The 15,211-nt window shown below is 55.3% G+C and carries 12 protein-coding genes, 1 pseudogene and 1 riboswitch; of the genes and pseudogenes, 10 read left to right on the top strand and 3 right to left on the bottom strand.

What is annotated here, in order from left to right:
* Nucleotide 1: 1 nt before the first annotated feature.
* Entirely contained in the window at nucleotides 2-2,089 is a 2,088-nt protein-coding gene (locus tag AUC61_RS00880) for a hypothetical protein (protein ID WP_109512833.1), read from the bottom strand.
* On the bottom strand, nucleotides 2,073-4,361 hold the full coding sequence (locus AUC61_RS00875) for a hypothetical protein (RefSeq protein ID WP_243244100.1): 2,289 nt from the start codon (nucleotides 4,359-4,361) through the stop codon (nucleotides 2,073-2,075). The genes AUC61_RS00880 and AUC61_RS00875 overlap by 17 nt, the downstream gene beginning before the upstream one ends.
* Before the next feature lie 84 nt (nucleotides 4,362-4,445).
* On the opposite strand from AUC61_RS00875, the pseudogene AUC61_RS00870 reads away from it, so the two are divergent.
* The 9 genes and pseudogenes from AUC61_RS00870 to AUC61_RS00830 all read left to right on the top strand — a co-directional run.
* A pseudogene (locus AUC61_RS00870) lies at nucleotides 4,446-4,847 on the top strand (cation:proton antiporter domain-containing protein); the annotation flags it as partial.
* 90 nt (nucleotides 4,848-4,937) lie between these two features.
* Nucleotides 4,938-5,759 (top strand): DeoR/GlpR family DNA-binding transcription regulator, encoded by an 822-nt coding sequence (locus AUC61_RS00865; RefSeq protein ID WP_122666940.1) that lies wholly within the window; start codon nucleotides 4,938-4,940, stop codon nucleotides 5,757-5,759.
* 2 nt (nucleotides 5,760-5,761) lie between these two features.
* Nucleotides 5,762-6,052 carry a DUF2845 domain-containing protein gene (locus tag AUC61_RS00860; RefSeq protein ID WP_243244099.1) on the top strand — a complete coding sequence of 97 codons (291 nt, stop codon included), beginning with the start codon at nucleotides 5,762-5,764 and terminating at the stop codon, nucleotides 6,050-6,052.
* Between the two features lie 197 nt (nucleotides 6,053-6,249).
* Nucleotides 6,250-7,200, top strand: a complete 951-nt coding sequence (gene ltnD / locus AUC61_RS00855; protein ID WP_255880163.1) for an L-threonate dehydrogenase — start codon at nucleotides 6,250-6,252, stop codon at nucleotides 7,198-7,200.
* Between the two features lie 10 nt (nucleotides 7,201-7,210).
* Nucleotides 7,211-8,503 (top strand): 3-oxo-tetronate kinase, encoded by a 1,293-nt coding sequence (gene otnK, locus AUC61_RS00850; RefSeq protein WP_243244098.1) that lies wholly within the window; start codon nucleotides 7,211-7,213, stop codon nucleotides 8,501-8,503.
* Complete coding sequence (gene otnC, locus AUC61_RS00845) at nucleotides 8,500-9,153, top strand: 3-oxo-tetronate 4-phosphate decarboxylase (protein ID WP_243244097.1); 654 nt, start codon at nucleotides 8,500-8,502, stop codon at nucleotides 9,151-9,153. The genes otnK and otnC overlap by 4 nt, the downstream gene beginning before the upstream one ends.
* A gap of 86 nt (nucleotides 9,154-9,239) precedes the next feature.
* Complete coding sequence (locus AUC61_RS00840) at nucleotides 9,240-10,700, top strand: GntT/GntP/DsdX family permease (RefSeq protein ID WP_243244096.1); 1,461 nt, start codon at nucleotides 9,240-9,242, stop codon at nucleotides 10,698-10,700.
* A gap of 21 nt (nucleotides 10,701-10,721) precedes the next feature.
* The gene (gene otnI / locus AUC61_RS00835; protein ID WP_243244095.1) at nucleotides 10,722-11,510 is read left to right on the top strand and encodes a 2-oxo-tetronate isomerase; all 789 of its coding nucleotides are present in this window, start codon (nucleotides 10,722-10,724) and stop codon (nucleotides 11,508-11,510) included.
* Between the two features lie 56 nt (nucleotides 11,511-11,566).
* The gene (locus AUC61_RS00830; protein ID WP_243244094.1) at nucleotides 11,567-12,628 is read left to right on the top strand and encodes an alpha/beta fold hydrolase; all 1,062 of its coding nucleotides are present in this window, start codon (nucleotides 11,567-11,569) and stop codon (nucleotides 12,626-12,628) included.
* 270 nt (nucleotides 12,629-12,898) lie between these two features.
* On the opposite strand, the gene AUC61_RS00825 is transcribed toward AUC61_RS00830, so the two are convergent.
* The gene (locus tag AUC61_RS00825) at nucleotides 12,899-13,303 is read right to left on the bottom strand and encodes an acyl-CoA thioesterase (protein ID WP_279290871.1); all 405 of its coding nucleotides are present in this window, start codon (nucleotides 13,301-13,303) and stop codon (nucleotides 12,899-12,901) included.
* Between the two features lie 249 nt (nucleotides 13,304-13,552).
* A riboswitch (S-adenosyl-L-homocysteine riboswitch) is annotated at nucleotides 13,553-13,657 on the top strand.
* A 22-nt stretch (nucleotides 13,658-13,679) separates the two neighbouring features.
* Between AUC61_RS00825 and ahcY the strand changes: the two genes are divergently transcribed.
* Nucleotides 13,680-15,089, top strand: a complete 1,410-nt coding sequence (ahcY, locus tag AUC61_RS00820) for an adenosylhomocysteinase (protein ID WP_095092741.1) — start codon at nucleotides 13,680-13,682, stop codon at nucleotides 15,087-15,089.
* The last annotated feature ends 122 nt before the right edge of the window (nucleotides 15,090-15,211 follow it).

Raw genomic sequence — 15,211 nt, 5'->3', positions numbered from 1 at the left:
ACTATGCACCCTTTACGTGGACAAGAACCTGCATTTCTTTGCCATTAGTTCCGAGAACAAATACAGGCTCGAATTTGACAACACCTTTACTCATCAAGTAATCCAGATGTTCTGCAAAGGATTCTTGATCTACAAGGCGAAGATCATCCGTTCCAAAATGCTCCTTCATCAACGCACGTAATGATTTATAGTTATGCACATCACCAGTAAAGAATTTCTCAGCAATGATTTGAGCCTCCGCCCCACGGAGGGATGCGCCATCTGTAGCATCGGTGATGTACCTCCATGCGTGCTCAATATCGTTATGCCCGAGAATCCAACGCAGTGTATCTATGTGGCCTTTCCCATACGCGTGAAAAAACAATAAAGCCGCCACGCGGCGCAACTGGTGTTGCCTGATATAATACCGGAGACCAACCTCATTAACTTCACTCTCGAAGTAGTCACAAAGGAAGTCGAAGCAGGTATTCATGCTTGTTTTCGTGGCAGAATATAGTACCTTTCTTCCATGGAGAGAAGGAACAGAGAAAATAGTAGGAGCTTCAGCCGAGAAACCCGCATCAATCAACCCCTCTTGGAGCCGCACTAATTGCGCAAGCATCTGTACCGCAAGTGGATCTATAGGCCTAGCATCATACTTACGGAGACCATACGTATTTGTTGTGCTCTTTTCTCTCCTAAACATCAGCCAGGTGCTCGTGGAGTCGAATGCTTGTGCTGAGGGGATCTGCAAAAGCTCGTCGATTCGCCGCGCCATAAGCAATCCAGCAACGAACTGAATAACACCAATATAAACATAGACAAGTTCAAGCAAGCCTACATTGGATCTTAGCCGCTCAAAATAGTCCTCTTTCGCTCCTTTGCGATTTTCAAGACCACTACTATCAACATCACTTGTATTTCTGCAACCAAGCCCCAGCTTCGTTATGCCGTGACGCTCCAAATCACTGCCAACAATTGAAACAACCTGTTCATCTGTTAGGCTTGTAAGCGACTTGTCATGTTCATCACAGTATCGAGCTAACCTGCAAAATCCCTCAACTACGAGAGGGCCTAGGTCGTAATGAAACTCGACAGCACCTTTGAATAACTTAAAAATAGTGCCGGACGGCACTGTCACAAAACGACCAGGCTTGGCTAACTCGGGCGTGTAACCTTTGATTCGATCCAAGACTCGCTCACTAGGCCCCGGCATACCAAGTTCTCTAAGCAGCCCCATTCCGTATAAGAAATTGTAAAACAGCCTGTACTGGGATTCAGCCATAAGACTACCCGAACTAGAAGTAACCCTAACCCCCTCCATCTCACGTTTATAGGATTCTCCAAGCGGATAGAAACTGAGGATTTCATGCCTCGGTTTGGCCATGCTGCCACGGATCGTATTTTTGTAAATCTCGTTTGAGACACGTACGGAGTTTACCGTATAGCCAGACCCTCTATGTCCGTCGTAGTGGCCTTTATAGTATAAAGCGGCCCGAATACGCGGAATATTATCAACCGCAACATCAAGCTCGTTAGACTCGAGCTGAGTAGAACTTATCTCTGACATCGACGGATTCTCTTCCAATATGGAAGCTATCGTCGCACCTGGAATTTCATTCAACAGGGCTAGAGCATATTCACACAATTTCCCCGACCAATCATACAGCGCTTCGGCCACCGAGGATTCTGAAGATAGCTTATTAAGTATCCATTTCATATCGCCTTCAGACAAACCTGCTAACCCTGCACTTGAAAGTTTAAGCGCACGTGCGTGAATTAGCAGATAGTCAATAACACCTACGGCTGCGTGAAACTTCCTTCTTAATGTCTCAACACTTTGGGAATTAGCCATTTCAACCAGGCTATTTCGCGTGGCGCCGATTAGGGAGTATTTGAGGCCGTTAAGTAGATCTAGGTTTTCGTCATCAGTCAGGTATGAATTGTTGTCAAGGGCGACCTTCCAATTGAGCAGGAAGGGATCACCATTGAAATTCACGCTCCAGACGGGGGCATTAAAATCATTGGCTAGCCAGGAAGCTTTGCGGAAAGCTTCCGCCGGTGCCAAGCGAGGCTCGTTCAGGAACCCAAGTTTAGATGGAGCATTCATAAACGAACCTCTCCATTGATCCTGCGCTTGCTGTTAGTGATGCCTTGTGTAGATCGCTCCGATAAGTGACATCTCGATGCTTACTAATCTCTCCCTCAAGAAAGCCTGCGTAATTCGCCCAGTAGACTGCCTTCGCATTAATTTTTTGATTGGATGGCGCCTGTTCAACCGCCAGCTTTATCGAGAGCAGCACGCTTAAAATATCGGCAGACACTAACGCATATACAGTCCCGTCGTTCTCAAGCTTTTCATGACGGCCCTCTGGATCTTGAAGATATGCCGGGATATCTCCAAAAGCATGATTCACTAGAAAAGTATCTAATTCAGCCACGCTTGGAAAACTGCTGGCCCGAAATAAAAACGGGCTATCCTGTAGACTATGGCAAATTATGACTTTATTGAATACTCGCATCCGCCTCTCATGCAGGAAATCGATAATCACTTTGGGGAGGTAATGATCCATGAGATTAGGATCGTAGCTCTCATGGCCTAAAGCCTGAGAGGTAGTTTGAGCGCTGTGCGTCTCAATGAATATCTCGGTTACTCTGGATGCGCGTACTGAAGACGCACTCACCATCTCCAAAAACCTAACGAGGTCATCTTCAGGCATGTCAGTATGAGGGCGAAACTGAGCTACAAGGTTATCTCTCAAATATGTACCAGGTTTGAGTGATGACCTCGACCACGGGGTTAGGGTGCTTTTGGTGGGCGGGGAGAATGCGTTACCGCATGTAATAAACAGCTTTCTCCATGCAGGATCACCCTCTGACTTCAGATACTCGCGAAGGGGAGCAGTGATCTCAATAACTTGGTCGACCAAAGCTTTAGTTTCTGGGGTCAGCGTGATTTTTTGCTCAGACCTTCCTGCCCCCTTACGATCTTTGTACCCCACCAGCTTATATACCGTCCCATCCAATACATATCCAGACCTATGCCCCAGTTTATTCCATAAATCGAAATCACCCAAAAACTCTGATGTAACTATCGGATGCCTTAGAATAAGCAGGAGCTTAAATGGCATGAGACTCCCCGCCATCGGCATCCCAATATATCTTGCCAAATCAGAAGCGGGTGTCTGAGAATCTTTTGTATCCACTGATAAAGAGGCGTAATGACTGTAAGGCTCTCCGTAACCATAAGTCTCGAAAATACAGCAAATATTGGGGATTATTAGCAGATGTCCCTTCTTGCGCTTAGTTGTGTCTACCAGCTCTCCCTGCGCAGCAAGCTGTTTTCGACGGAGAACCCGACTATATAAATCTGCCACCTGCGCTTTGGCCCACCGCTCAATAATTTCCAGCCTCTTAGATATAGAAACAAATAAAATTTCAATAGCTTCAGATTCAGTCAAATGTAATGGTATTTCCATCACGAGCTTTACCTTCACCTCAGCACCATCATCATTCGTTCTAATGTTAGTCGACTGACCATCAATTCGCTTCGCAGGAGACAAAGGCAGCTTCCCGCCCAAAGGCTTAGCCCATAAGCCTGGAAGAATGAAGATCTTCTCGACGAACCCAATATATTTATTCCAGGTTTTCATTTGTGCGTCGATATCCAGCCCCAAGGCCTCGCCACTCATGAAAAAATTCTTTCTGAAATCCCAGAAGAAATTGTAAATCATTGTCGAATCGTTAAACGTGCACGCAGGCCAGGAATCGCTATTCTCACTCAGAAAGCCAGCCATCTTATTAGGCAAAGTTAACTGTGTTGTACCATACCCTGAAATATGGAGCCGCAGCTGCTCATACAGACCATGTGTGAAATCATAACCATGACTGTTATACATATTGGCAAAGTGACAATACAACGTGGTGCCTTTACGGTTTTCTACAGGCCAACCCATCCAGTATTTGACTTTACTCTGATCAACCCTAGGAAGGATTTTCTTCCACTTCGCATTATATTTTTTTCTTAGTCCGCTTCCACATTCTGTCGGCGGCATGGAAGGGACATAATTACGTGCTTCGAGCAGAATGTCTTGCAGATAAACGGAAACCTTCCCGCGCGTCACATCAGACGTACCAACCAAATCCTGTTCGAACAGCGCCCCTTGAAAACCCGCAACGATGTCGGTCAGCGCTGACGATGAAAGCTTCAGGAAAGATAAGGTCTGGTTGGTGATGTCACAAAAGCATTCGAGAAGCTTCAATGTCGTCGCCGACGGCACCTTCCTACGCTCCGCGCAACGCTGAAACAACTCCACCACATCAGGCGCCAGAGCTCGGAAGGGATAGTTTTCGATGGGCGACCCTTTTTTGACGATTGTCACTTACAAAATCCGTGCTCTGCTGGCTAAGATGCCCATTCTACAGGCAAAAGGTACAACTGACAAAAAAATGCGATTGGCAAAATTTGGGAATTGCTCGATGACATGCTCAACGCCCTGCTCTTCGCGCTGATCGGCATGGAGTTGCTGCTGTTGCCGTTTTCCTGGTCGCACATGCTCGCGGCGGGCTTGCTGGCGGTGGCGATCCTGCTGTCGCGTTTTGTGACCGTGGCACCGGCCATCCTGCTACTGCGCCGCTGGCGTACAGTGCCTCAAGGCACAATCCGCATTCTGACCTGGGGCGGTCTGCGTGGCGGTGTTTCGGTGGCACTGGCGCTGGCCTTGCCGTTGGGGCCGGAACGCGACTTGCTGCTGAGCATCACTTACATCGTGGTGCTGTCGTCGATCCTGTTGCAGGGGTTGAGCATTGGCAAGCTGGTGAAGGCGGTTACTCGCGATCAGCCGACCGGGCAAAATACCGGTCACTGAGTCGCGACTGCTGTCATGCGTGCCTCGATTGGCTAAGATGCCACGACCGCCAGCCCGTACTGGCGGTTTTACCGGGGCTCAGGAGCACGCATGTCCAGCAAAGAGGAGATCGCCGTCGTTGGCGGCACACCGATGATTCCCGATCAACGTCGGGAGTTAATGCTGCGTCAGTTGCGCAAGCATCAGGTGCTTAGCGTGCACCAGTTGGTGGAGATGTTCGATTGCTCGCACATGACCATCCGACGTGACATCGCCCTTTTGGAACAGGAAGGTCGCGCCTACTCGGTGACCGGTGGCGTACGCATCGCCAGTCAATTGCACAGCGAGCCCAGCCATCAATCCAAAGCCGTGGTCGAGCTGCCGCAGAAGCAAGGCATGGCGCGATTGGCTGCCGGTCTTCTGCACGACGACATGACCATCTACCTGGATGCAGGCACCAGCACCCTGGAAATAGTCCCGCACATTGCGGCGTTGTCAGGCATGACCGTGGTCACCAACGACTTCGGCATCGTCAACGCGCTGGCGGACGCCACGCATGTCGATGTGATCCATACCGGCGGTTTGCTCGACCACCCTAACCGTTCGTGTGTCGGCGGTCTTGCTGCCGCGACCTTGCGCCAACTCGCGACTGACATCGCTTTCATGTCCACCAGTTCCTGGGATTTGCAACGCGGCACGACCACGCCTTCCGCGTTGAAGGTCGAGGTCAAGCAAGCCGCCATGCAGTCGGCCTCGCAAACCGTGCTGGTAGCTACCAGTTCCAAGTACGGCACCTTCGGCATGTACAAGATTGCCGCGCTGGAACAGTTCGACATCATCATTAGCGATGCCGCCCTGGCTGAAGCCGCCGCCGATGGCATTCGCAAGCATCGGGTCGAGTTGCTGCTGGCGCCCGTAGCGGGCCAACGCTGACCATGGCAATTCGCGCACTGCTGGTCGCCCTGGCCCTGCTGAGCGCAAACGCCCACGCATCGATGCGCTGCAATAGCACGTTGATCAATGAAGGCGACCTGGCTGTTGAAGTGCTGCGCAAATGCGGCCCGCCCGCCGATCGCCAGATTATCCCGCCCGCAATGGCTGCCAATGGCCAGCTGAAACACGGCGCCGTCACCGTTGAAACCTGGGTCTATGGGCCAGAGAACGGCATGTACCGCACCCTGCGGTTCATTGATGGCCAGCTCGTTCAGATCAAAAGCAGTAAGTAAGAGCCCCACCTTATCCTGTAGGAGCTGCCGAAGGCTGCGAAGCGGTTTTCCATGTGAAATCGCTTTCGCAGCCTTCGGCAGCTCCTACAAGTCGTGAATGCTCAACCAATGTGAATCCATGTGAACAAGAAATAATACTTCACATTATCTGCTCACTGATTCACTATCGGATTCACAGATCAGAACAATTCCGACCGATTGCTGGCAGTGACGAGCATCGGCAACCATCCGAGGAAAACAGCATGACTAACAAGAATGTCGGCGTTATTGGCTTGGGTGCGATGGGTTTGGGCATTGCCCGCTCGTTGCTGCGCAGTGGTTTCAATGTGCATGCGTGTGATGTCCGCAGCGCCGTGACCGAGCAGTTCGCCACCGAAGGCGGCGTTGCTTGTGCATCCCCTGCTGCCATGGCAGCCGCCTGTGATGTGATCATCACTGTCGTGGTCAACGCTGAGCAGACCGAAACCGTATTGTTTGGTGAGAACGGCGCCATCGCAGCACTGCGCCCTGGCAGCCTGGTCATCGGCTGCGCCACCGTCGCGCCGACCTTTGCCGTCGAGCTGGGTCAACGTCTGGTCGATAAAGGCCTGCTGTACCTTGATGCACCGATCTCCGGCGGCGCCGCTAAAGCAGCCGCAGGTCAGATGACCATGATGACCTCCGGCCCGGCTGAATCCTACGCCAAGGCTCAGGCCATTCTCGACGGCATGGCGGGCAAGGTTTATCGCCTGGGCGACGTCCACGGCCTCGGTTCAAAAGTCAAAATCATCAACCAGTTACTGGCCGGTGTGCACATCGCCGCCAGTGCTGAAGCCATGGCCCTGGGCCTGCGTGAAGGCGTCGACGCCGACGCGCTTTACGAAGTGATCACCAACAGTGCCGGTAACTCGTGGATGTTCGAAAACCGTGTGCCGCACATCCTCAAAGCTGATTACACGCCGCTGTCGGCTGTGGATATCTTCGTCAAGGATCTGGGCCTGGTACTGGATACCGCTCGCACCAGCAAATTCCCGCTGCCGCTGTCGGCCACTGCACACCAGATGTTCATGCAGGCTTCCAGCGCCGGTTACGGTCGTGAGGATGACTCCGCCGTGATCAAGATTTTCCCGGGCATCGAATTGCCGAAAGCCAAGCCAGAACAAGCTTAAGGGGCGACCGATGAGTAATTCTCCTGTGCGCCCGTTGCTGGGCTGCATCGCCGACGATTTCACCGGCGCCACCGACCTGGCCAACATGCTGGTGCGTGGTGGCATGCGTACCGTGCAAAGCATCGGCATTCCGACCGCTGAAATGGCGGCCGATCTGGACGCTGACGCAATCGTCATTGCTTTGAAATCCCGCACCACGCCTGCCGCCGAAGCTGTCGAAGAATCCCTCGCTGCACTGGAATGGCTGCGCGAGCGTGGCTGCGAGCAGATCTTCTTCAAATACTGCTCGACGTTCGACTCCACGGCTGCGGGCAACATCGGCCAGGTCAGCGAAGCATTGCTGAAAAAGCTCGGCAGCGACTTCACGCTGGCGTGCCCGGCGTTCCCGGAAAACGGCCGCACAATCTTCCGTGGTCACCTGTTCGTTCAGGACCAGTTGCTCAGCGAATCCGGCATGCAGCATCACCCGCTGACGCCGATGACCGACGCCAATCTGGTACGTGTGCTGCAATCGCAAACGAAACAGAAAGTCGGCCTGCTGCGCTACGACAGCATCGCCAAAGGCGTTGAAGGGGTGCGCAGCAAGATTGCCGAATTGCGCGCCGAAGGTGTGAGCATGGCTATTGCCGATGCTCTGTCCGATGCCGATCTCTATACCTTGGGCGAGGCTTGTGCTGACCTGCCCCTGCTAACCGGTGGTTCGGGTCTGGCGTTGGGCTTGCCGGGCAACTTCCGCAAGGCTGGCAAATTGCGCGACATCGACGCCGCCAAACTTGACCCTGTTGCCGGTGGTGAAGTGGTGTTGGCAGGTAGCGCTTCGGTCGCCACCAATGGTCAGGTCGCGGCCTGGCTGGAAGCCAATCGCCCTGCCCTGCGTATCAACCCTCTGGAACTGGCGGCAGGCCGTCCGGTGGTTGAACAGGCGCTGGAGTTCGCTCGCAAAGCTGGTGAAACCGTATTGATCTACGCCACCAGCTCGCCAAACGAAGTCAAAGCCGTGCAGGAAAAACTGGGCGTTGAACGTGCGGGAGCTCTGGTTGAAGACGCACTGGGACAGATCGCCAAAGGCCTGCTTAATGCTGGCGTGCGCCGCTTTGTCGTAGCGGGCGGTGAAACGTCCGGTGCTGTTGTTCAGGCATTGGGCGTGCAACTGCTCAAAATCGGCGCGCAGATTGATCCGGGTGTCCCCGCAACCGTCAGCAGCGGCAACCAGTCCCTGGCCCTGGCGTTGAAATCCGGCAACTTCGGTGGTCGCGACTTCTTCAGCAAGGCCCTCAAGCAATTGGCGGGGGAGGCTGTATGAGTGCGGAAAACCAACGTACGGAAAACAGGCTTCGCGAAGAAATCTGCGACATCGGCAGGCTGTTATATGGCCGTGGCTACACCGTCGGCAGCGCCGGGAACATCAGCGCACGGCTGGATGACGGCTGGCTGATCACACCAACTGACGCGTGCCTGGGTCGCCTTGATCCGACCGAAATTGCCAAGGTCAATCTGGCCGGTGAATGGGTGTCGGGTAGCAAACCTTCGAAGACCCTCGCGCTGCATCGCGAAGTCTACGACCGCAATCCGGGTGTTGGCGGCGTGGTGCATACCCACTCCACGCATCTGGTTGCGTTGACCCTGGCGGGCGTCTGGCAGGAGGACAACATCCTGCCGCCACTGACGCCTTATCAGGTGATGAAAGTCGGGCAAATTCCGCTCATTGGTTATGAGCGTCCCGGCTCGCCGAAAGTCGCCCAGCGTGTCGCGCAACTGGCCAACAGTGTGCGCGGCGTGATGCTCGAACGGCTCGGTCCGGTTATCTGGGAAAGCTCGGTTGCCAAGGCCGCCTACGCCCTTGAAGAACTGGAAGAGACCGCTCGACTCTGGTTGATGAGCAACCCAAAACCCGCGCCACTCGACCAGGCTGCTCTGGACGAGTTGCGCGAGGTGTTTGGGGCCAAGTGGTAGTTCAAGGCATTTGATTGAGGGCCGTTCGAACGGCCTTCGACAAGACCCGGCCCCGCCGGAAAACAATAACAATGGGACTTTAAAGTATGACGCCACTAATGCTGATGTTGATCGCTGGCGCGGGCATCGCGCTGCTGCTGTTCCTGGTCCTCAAATACAAATTCCAGCCGTTCGTGGCGTTGATGCTGGTGAGCATCATTGTTGCGCTGGTCGCGGGTGTGAAGCCGGCTGATCTGGTTGCCACCATCGAAGGCGGCATGGGCAAAACCCTCGGTCACATTGCGATCATCATTGCCCTGGGCGCGATGATCGGGCGCATCATCGAGCTGTCCGGTGGTGCCGAGGCATTGGCCAAAACCCTGATCAAACGCTTCGGCAACCGGCGCACGCCGCTGGCACTGACCGTTGCCGGTTTCATCGTCGGTATTCCGGTGTTCTTCGAAGTGGGCGTGATCATTCTCATGCCGCTGGCCTACGGCGTCGCCCGTGCGGCACGTAAACCGCTGTTGCTGTTCGCCTTGCCAATGTGTGCGGCGTTGCTGGCGGTGCACGCCTTCCTGCCACCGCATCCGGGTGCTGTGGCCGCTGCCGGTCAATTGGGTGCCGACCTGGGTCGCGTACTGATGTTTGGTATCCCGATGGTCGCAGTCCTGAGCCTGATCGGTTACTTCATCGCTGGCCGCATGACCCGCAAGTTCTACCCGATGACGGATGATATTCGTGCCGAAGTCTACGGCCCGCATATGACCAACGCCGACCTGCAAGCCTGGCATAACGGCGACTACTCCAACACCAGCAGCGAAGCGACGCACTCGAACAAGCCAGGCATGGAAGAAAGCGCCAGCAGTCTTGCCGCATCGCTGCCGCCCGCTCCGGCGCCTGGCTTCGGCTTGATCATCGGCCTGATCCTGCTGCCGATCGTACTGATTCTGCTCGGTACGTTGGCCACCACCATGCTGCCTGTCGACTCGACGCTGCGCAGTGTGCTGACTGTATTGGGCGCGCCGCTGGTTGCGCTGCTGATCGACACTCTGCTGTGTGCCTGGTTGCTGGGTACTCGCCGTGGCTGGAGCCGCACTCAGGTGTCTGACGTGATCGGCTCGGCACTGCCGGGCGTGGCCATGGTTATCCTGATCGCCGGTGCCGGTGGCGTGTTCGGCAAAGTGCTGGTTGATACCGGTATCGGCGCTGTCGTCTCCGAAGCACTTCGCACTACCGGCCTGCCGGTTCTGGCGCTGGGCTTCCTGCTGACCCTGCTGTTGCGTGCCGTACAAGGTTCCACCACCGTGGCACTGGTGACCACTGCCGGTATTCTCAGCCCGCTGATCGCAACCCTGAACCTGACACCAAACCACCTGGCACTGCTGTGTCTGGCCATGGGCGGTGGCGGTCTGGCAATGTCGCACATCAACGATGCCGGTTACTGGATGTTCACCAAACTGGCTGGCCTTAATGTCGCCGACGGCCTGCGTACCTGGACCGTGCTGGTTACTATCCTTGGCACCCTGGGCTTCCTCGCGACCCTGGTGATCTGGCCATTCGTCTGATCTAACAAGACTGGAGTTCACATGCCTCGTTTCGCTGCCAATCTCAGCATGCTCTACCCGCAACATGACTTTCTCGAGCGCTTCAGTGCAGCGGCTGCCGATGGTTTCGGCGCCGTCGAGTACCTGTTTCCGTATGACTACAGCACTCAGGAACTCAAGCAGCGCCTGAGTGACAACGGACTGGTGCAAGCGCTGTTCAACGCACCGCCGGGTGACTGGGCAGCAGGCGAACGTGGCATTGCTTCGTTGCCAGGACGTGAAGAAGAGTTTCGTACCGGCATCGCCCGCGCACTGGAATACGCGAACGTGCTGGGCAACGACCGGATTCACGTCATGGCAGGTTTGCTGCCCAGCGAAGAGCTGCGGTCGCGCCATCAGGCGGTGTACCTGGAAAACCTCGCCTACGCCGCTGAACAAGCCGCCAAGGCGGGAATCACCGTGCTCATCGAGCCGATCAATACCCGTGACATGCCTGGGTTCTTCCTCAATCGTCAGGATCAGGCCCAGGCCATCTGCAAAGAAGTGGGCGCTGCCAACCTCAAGGTGCAGTTCGACTTCTATCATTGCCAGATCGTTGAAGGCGACGTGATCTCGAAGCTGCGTCGTGATTTCGCGGGCGTTGGCCATATCCAGATCGCTGGTGTGCCGGATCGTCACGAGCCGAATCTGGGCGAGCTGAACTACAACTGGCTGTTCGAAGAAATCGATCGTCTGGGTTACACCGGCTGGATTGGCTGCGAATATCGGCCCAAAGGCGACACCAGCACCGGCCTGCAATGGCTGCGCGATTGGCAGAGCCTCAAGCGCTGAGTACAGTCAGCCCTGGCAACAGCTACACCTCATAAAAACAAAAAGAGGAACTGAACATGCGAGGATTCAAAGGTGGCCTGTGCGCTGCGCTGCTGATCGTGGCGCAAACGGGAATAGCCTTCGCGGCAAGCGTTCCAGCATCAGTGGAAGGTGTATGGACAGCACCCAGCTTCACCTTCCACACCGGGGAAAAACTGGACAACCTGCGGATGAGTTACATCACCGTCGGCGATCCGAAGAACCCGGCCGTGCTGTACCTGCATGGCACCAACCGCCCTGCCAGCGACATGCTGGGCAAGGACTTCGGCGGTGAGCTGTTTGGTCCCGGGCAACCTCTGGACGCCAGCAAGTACTACATCATCGCGCCCGATGGCATCGGCGTCGGCAAGTCGAGCAAACCGTCTGACGGTTTGCGCATGAAATTCCCTGCCTATAACTACGACGATATGGTCGTGGCGCAACATCGTCTGTTGACTGAAGGGATGGGCATCAAGCATTTGCGGCTGGTCATGGGTAATTCCATGGGCGGCATGCAGACCTGGATGTGGGGTCAGAAATGGCCGGACATGATGGACGCTCTGGTACCGATGGCTTCGCAACCTACTGCGATGTCGGCCCGCAACTGGATCATGCGGCGAATGTTGATCGAATCCATCAAGCAGGACCCGGCCTGGAACGAGGGGAATTACACCAGCCAGCCACCTTCGTTGCGTCTGGCTAATGTGATGTTTGGCTTCGGTACCAGCGGTGGCACCCTTGCTTATCAGGCCTTGGCGCCTACACGGGCACAGGCAGACAAACTGGTTGATGAACGATTGGCGGCACCGCTGCCGGGCGACGCGAACGACTTCATTTACCAATGGCAGTCGTCGGCGGACTACGATGTGGCGCCGCATCTTTCAGCAATCAAAGCGCCGGTGCTGGCAATCAACAGTGCCGACGACGAGCGCAATCCACCTGAGACCGGGACTATGCAGAAATCACTCGCTCAGTTGAAAAACGCGCGGCTGGTGTTGATCCCTGCCAGCGCAGAAACCCGCGGGCACGGCACGACCAACATGGCGCGCTTCTATGCAGAACCGCTGGGTGAGTTCATGAAGGCGACTGCACGCCCTTAGCAAAACGGTCTTATGTAGGAGCCAACTTGTTGGCGAGGCGCAGGAACTGTGAAAACAGGAATATCGTCTCGCGAACAAGTTCGCTCCTACCGGTCTCGGGTCGCAGGAAGTCAGCCGTCTCTTCTTGGGTGAGTTCATGAAGGCTACAACGCGACCTTAGCAAAACGGTCTCAGGTAGGAGCCAACTTGTTGGCGAGGCATCGGCCCTGTGAAAACAGGAACATCGTCTCGCGAACAAGTTCGCCCCTACCGGATGTGGTTCGCAGGCAGTCAGCCGTCTACCGACTCTTCCTTGAACTGATCTTTCACATAGGTGATTTCGGTCTTGCCGTGCGGTGCGGGCAGGCCGTCTTCGCCGAGGTTGACGAACACCATCTTCTCGACCGTCAGGATGCTCTTGCGGGTGATCTTGTTGCGCACCTTGCATGTCAGGGTAATCGAGGTACGGCCGAACTCAGTGGCGGTGATACCCAGTTCGATGATGTCGCCCTGGCGTGAGGCGCTGACAAAGTTGATCTCGGAAATGTACTTGGTCACCACGCGCTGATTGCCTAACTGCACGATGGCGTAAATCGCCGCTTCCTCATCGATCCAGCGCAACAGGCTGCCACCGAACAAAGTGCCATTAGGATTGAGATCCTCAGGTTTCACCCACTTGCGAGTGTGGAAATTCATGCTTGCTCCTGACGTCTGCCGATTGATGCGGGTAATCATGGCAGACACAGCGGGTATCAGCACAGTCATCGCTTCCTATCGAATTCATAGAGTAGTGGCACCGTCCATCCGGTCCCCGGTATTTTTTCAGCCGCTGGACTGGAGTTGCCTCGGCAGCCGCCGATAGAAAACCTTGGGAAGATGAGCCAGCTTGGCTATAATCCCCACCGTTTCAAAACGGTCATCTTCACTTGATACCGTTCCCGCCACCTGTCCGAGGGGCGCTGCAGCAGGTTTTCCTGTCAGGCTCGGATGGGGCGTTGTTCGATCGGGTTGTCCCGTCGAACCTTAAACGCACAACGGCGCCCATTCGCACACTACGAATGGAGACTCTCTAATGAGTGCTGTACTTACGCCCGCAGATTTTTCCGACTACAAAGTAGCCGACATGTCCCTGGCTGCCTGGGGCCGTCGCGAAACCATCATCGCTGAATCCGAAATGCCTGCTCTGATGGGCCTGCGCCGCAAATACGCCGGCGAGCAACCGCTCAAGGGCGCGAAGATTCTCGGCTGCATCCACATGACCATTCAGACCGCCGTACTGATCGAAACCCTGGTTGCCCTGGGTGCCGAAGTTCGCTGGTCGTCCTGCAACATTTTCTCCACTCAAGACCAGGCCGCAGCTGCCATTGCTGCTGCCGGTATCCCTGTTTTCGCCTGGAAAGGCGAGACCGAAGAAGAATACGAGTGGTGCCTTGAGCAAACCATCCTGAAGGATGGCGCGCCTTGGGATGCCAACATGATCCTCGACGACGGCGGCGACCTGACCGAGCTGCTGCACAAGAAATACCCGGCCATCCTGGACCGCGTTCACGGCGTGACCGAAGAGACCACCACCGGCGTTCACCGCCTGCTGGACATGCTGGCCAAAGGCGAGCTGAAAATCCCGGCCATCAACGTCAACGACTCGGTGACCAAGAGCAAGAACGACAACAAGTACGGCTGCCGTCACAGCCTGAACGACGCCATCAAGCGTGGTACTGACCACCTGTTGTCGGGCAAGCAAGCGCTGGTTATCGGTTATGGCGACGTGGGCAAGGGTTCGGCTCAATCCCTGCGTCAGGAAGGCATGATCGTTAAAGTGACCGAAGTTGACCCGATCTGCGCCATGCAAGCCTGCATGGACGGTTTCGAGCTGGTTTCGCCGTTCATCGACGGTGAAAACGACGGCACCGAAGCCAGCATCGACAAAGCACTGCTGGGCAAGATCGACCTGATCGTGACCACCACTGGTAACGTCAACGTTTGCGACTCGAACATGCTCAAAGCGCTGAAAAAACGCGCTGTGGTCTGCAACATCGGTCACTTCGACAACGAAATCGACACCGCTTTCATGCGCAAGAACTGGGCATGGGAAGAAGTGAAGCCACAGGTACACAAGATTCACCGTACCGGCCCTGGCGCATTCGATGCCCAGAACGATGACTACCTGATCCTGCTGGCCGAAGGCCGTCTGGTTAACCTGGGCAACGCCACTGGTCACCCAAGCCGCATCATGGACGGTTCGTTCGCCAACCAGGTTCTGGCGCAGATCTTCCTGTTCGGCCAGAAGTACGCCGATCTGTCCCCGGCTCAAAAAGCCGAGCGTTTGACCGTTGAAGTACTGCCGAAGAAACTCGACGAAGAAGTAGCCCTGGAAATGGTTCGCGGCTTCGGTGGCGTTGTGACCAAACTGACCAAGACCCAGGCCGACTACATTGGCGTGGCTGTTGAAGGTCCGTTCAAGCCGCACGCTTACCGTTACTGATTGATCGAGTGGGCCTCGCTTCCTTGTGGGAGCGAGGCTTGCCCGCGAATGACCGCGAAGCGGTCACAGAATGCGAGCGCCCACTCACGTCGATACCACCGCGTCTCTGTAGGAGTGAGCTT

Source organism: Pseudomonas maioricensis (assembly GCF_022790535.1).
GTDB classification, from domain to species: domain Bacteria; phylum Pseudomonadota; class Gammaproteobacteria; order Pseudomonadales; family Pseudomonadaceae; genus Aquipseudomonas; species Aquipseudomonas maioricensis.
The sequence above is the reverse complement of the archived record's forward strand: the minus strand, read 5'-3'. Positions and strand labels throughout refer to the sequence as shown.

Bases quoted from the DNA above. Each gene is read 5' to 3' on its own strand.
- AUC61_RS00825 (WP_279290871.1), bottom strand. From the start codon at position 13,303: ATGAATTTCCACACTCGCAAGTGGGTGAAACCTGAGGATCTCAATCCT.
- otnI (WP_243244095.1), top strand. From the start codon at position 10,722: ATGCCTCGTTTCGCTGCCAATCTCAGCATGCTCTACCCGCAACATGAC.
- AUC61_RS00865 (WP_122666940.1), top strand. From the start codon at position 4,938: ATGTCCAGCAAAGAGGAGATCGCCGTCGTTGGCGGCACACCGATGATT.
- AUC61_RS00830 (WP_243244094.1), top strand. From the start codon at position 11,567: ATGCGAGGATTCAAAGGTGGCCTGTGCGCTGCGCTGCTGATCGTGGCG.
- otnK (WP_243244098.1), top strand. From the start codon at position 7,211: ATGAGTAATTCTCCTGTGCGCCCGTTGCTGGGCTGCATCGCCGACGAT.
- ahcY (WP_095092741.1), top strand. From the start codon at position 13,680: ATGAGTGCTGTACTTACGCCCGCAGATTTTTCCGACTACAAAGTAGCC.
- otnC (WP_243244097.1), top strand. From the start codon at position 8,500: ATGAGTGCGGAAAACCAACGTACGGAAAACAGGCTTCGCGAAGAAATC.
- AUC61_RS00840 (WP_243244096.1), top strand. From the start codon at position 9,240: ATGACGCCACTAATGCTGATGTTGATCGCTGGCGCGGGCATCGCGCTG.
- AUC61_RS00860 (WP_243244099.1), top strand. From the start codon at position 5,762: ATGGCAATTCGCGCACTGCTGGTCGCCCTGGCCCTGCTGAGCGCAAAC.
- AUC61_RS00880 (WP_109512833.1), bottom strand. From the start codon at position 2,089: ATGAATGCTCCATCTAAACTTGGGTTCCTGAACGAGCCTCGCTTGGCA.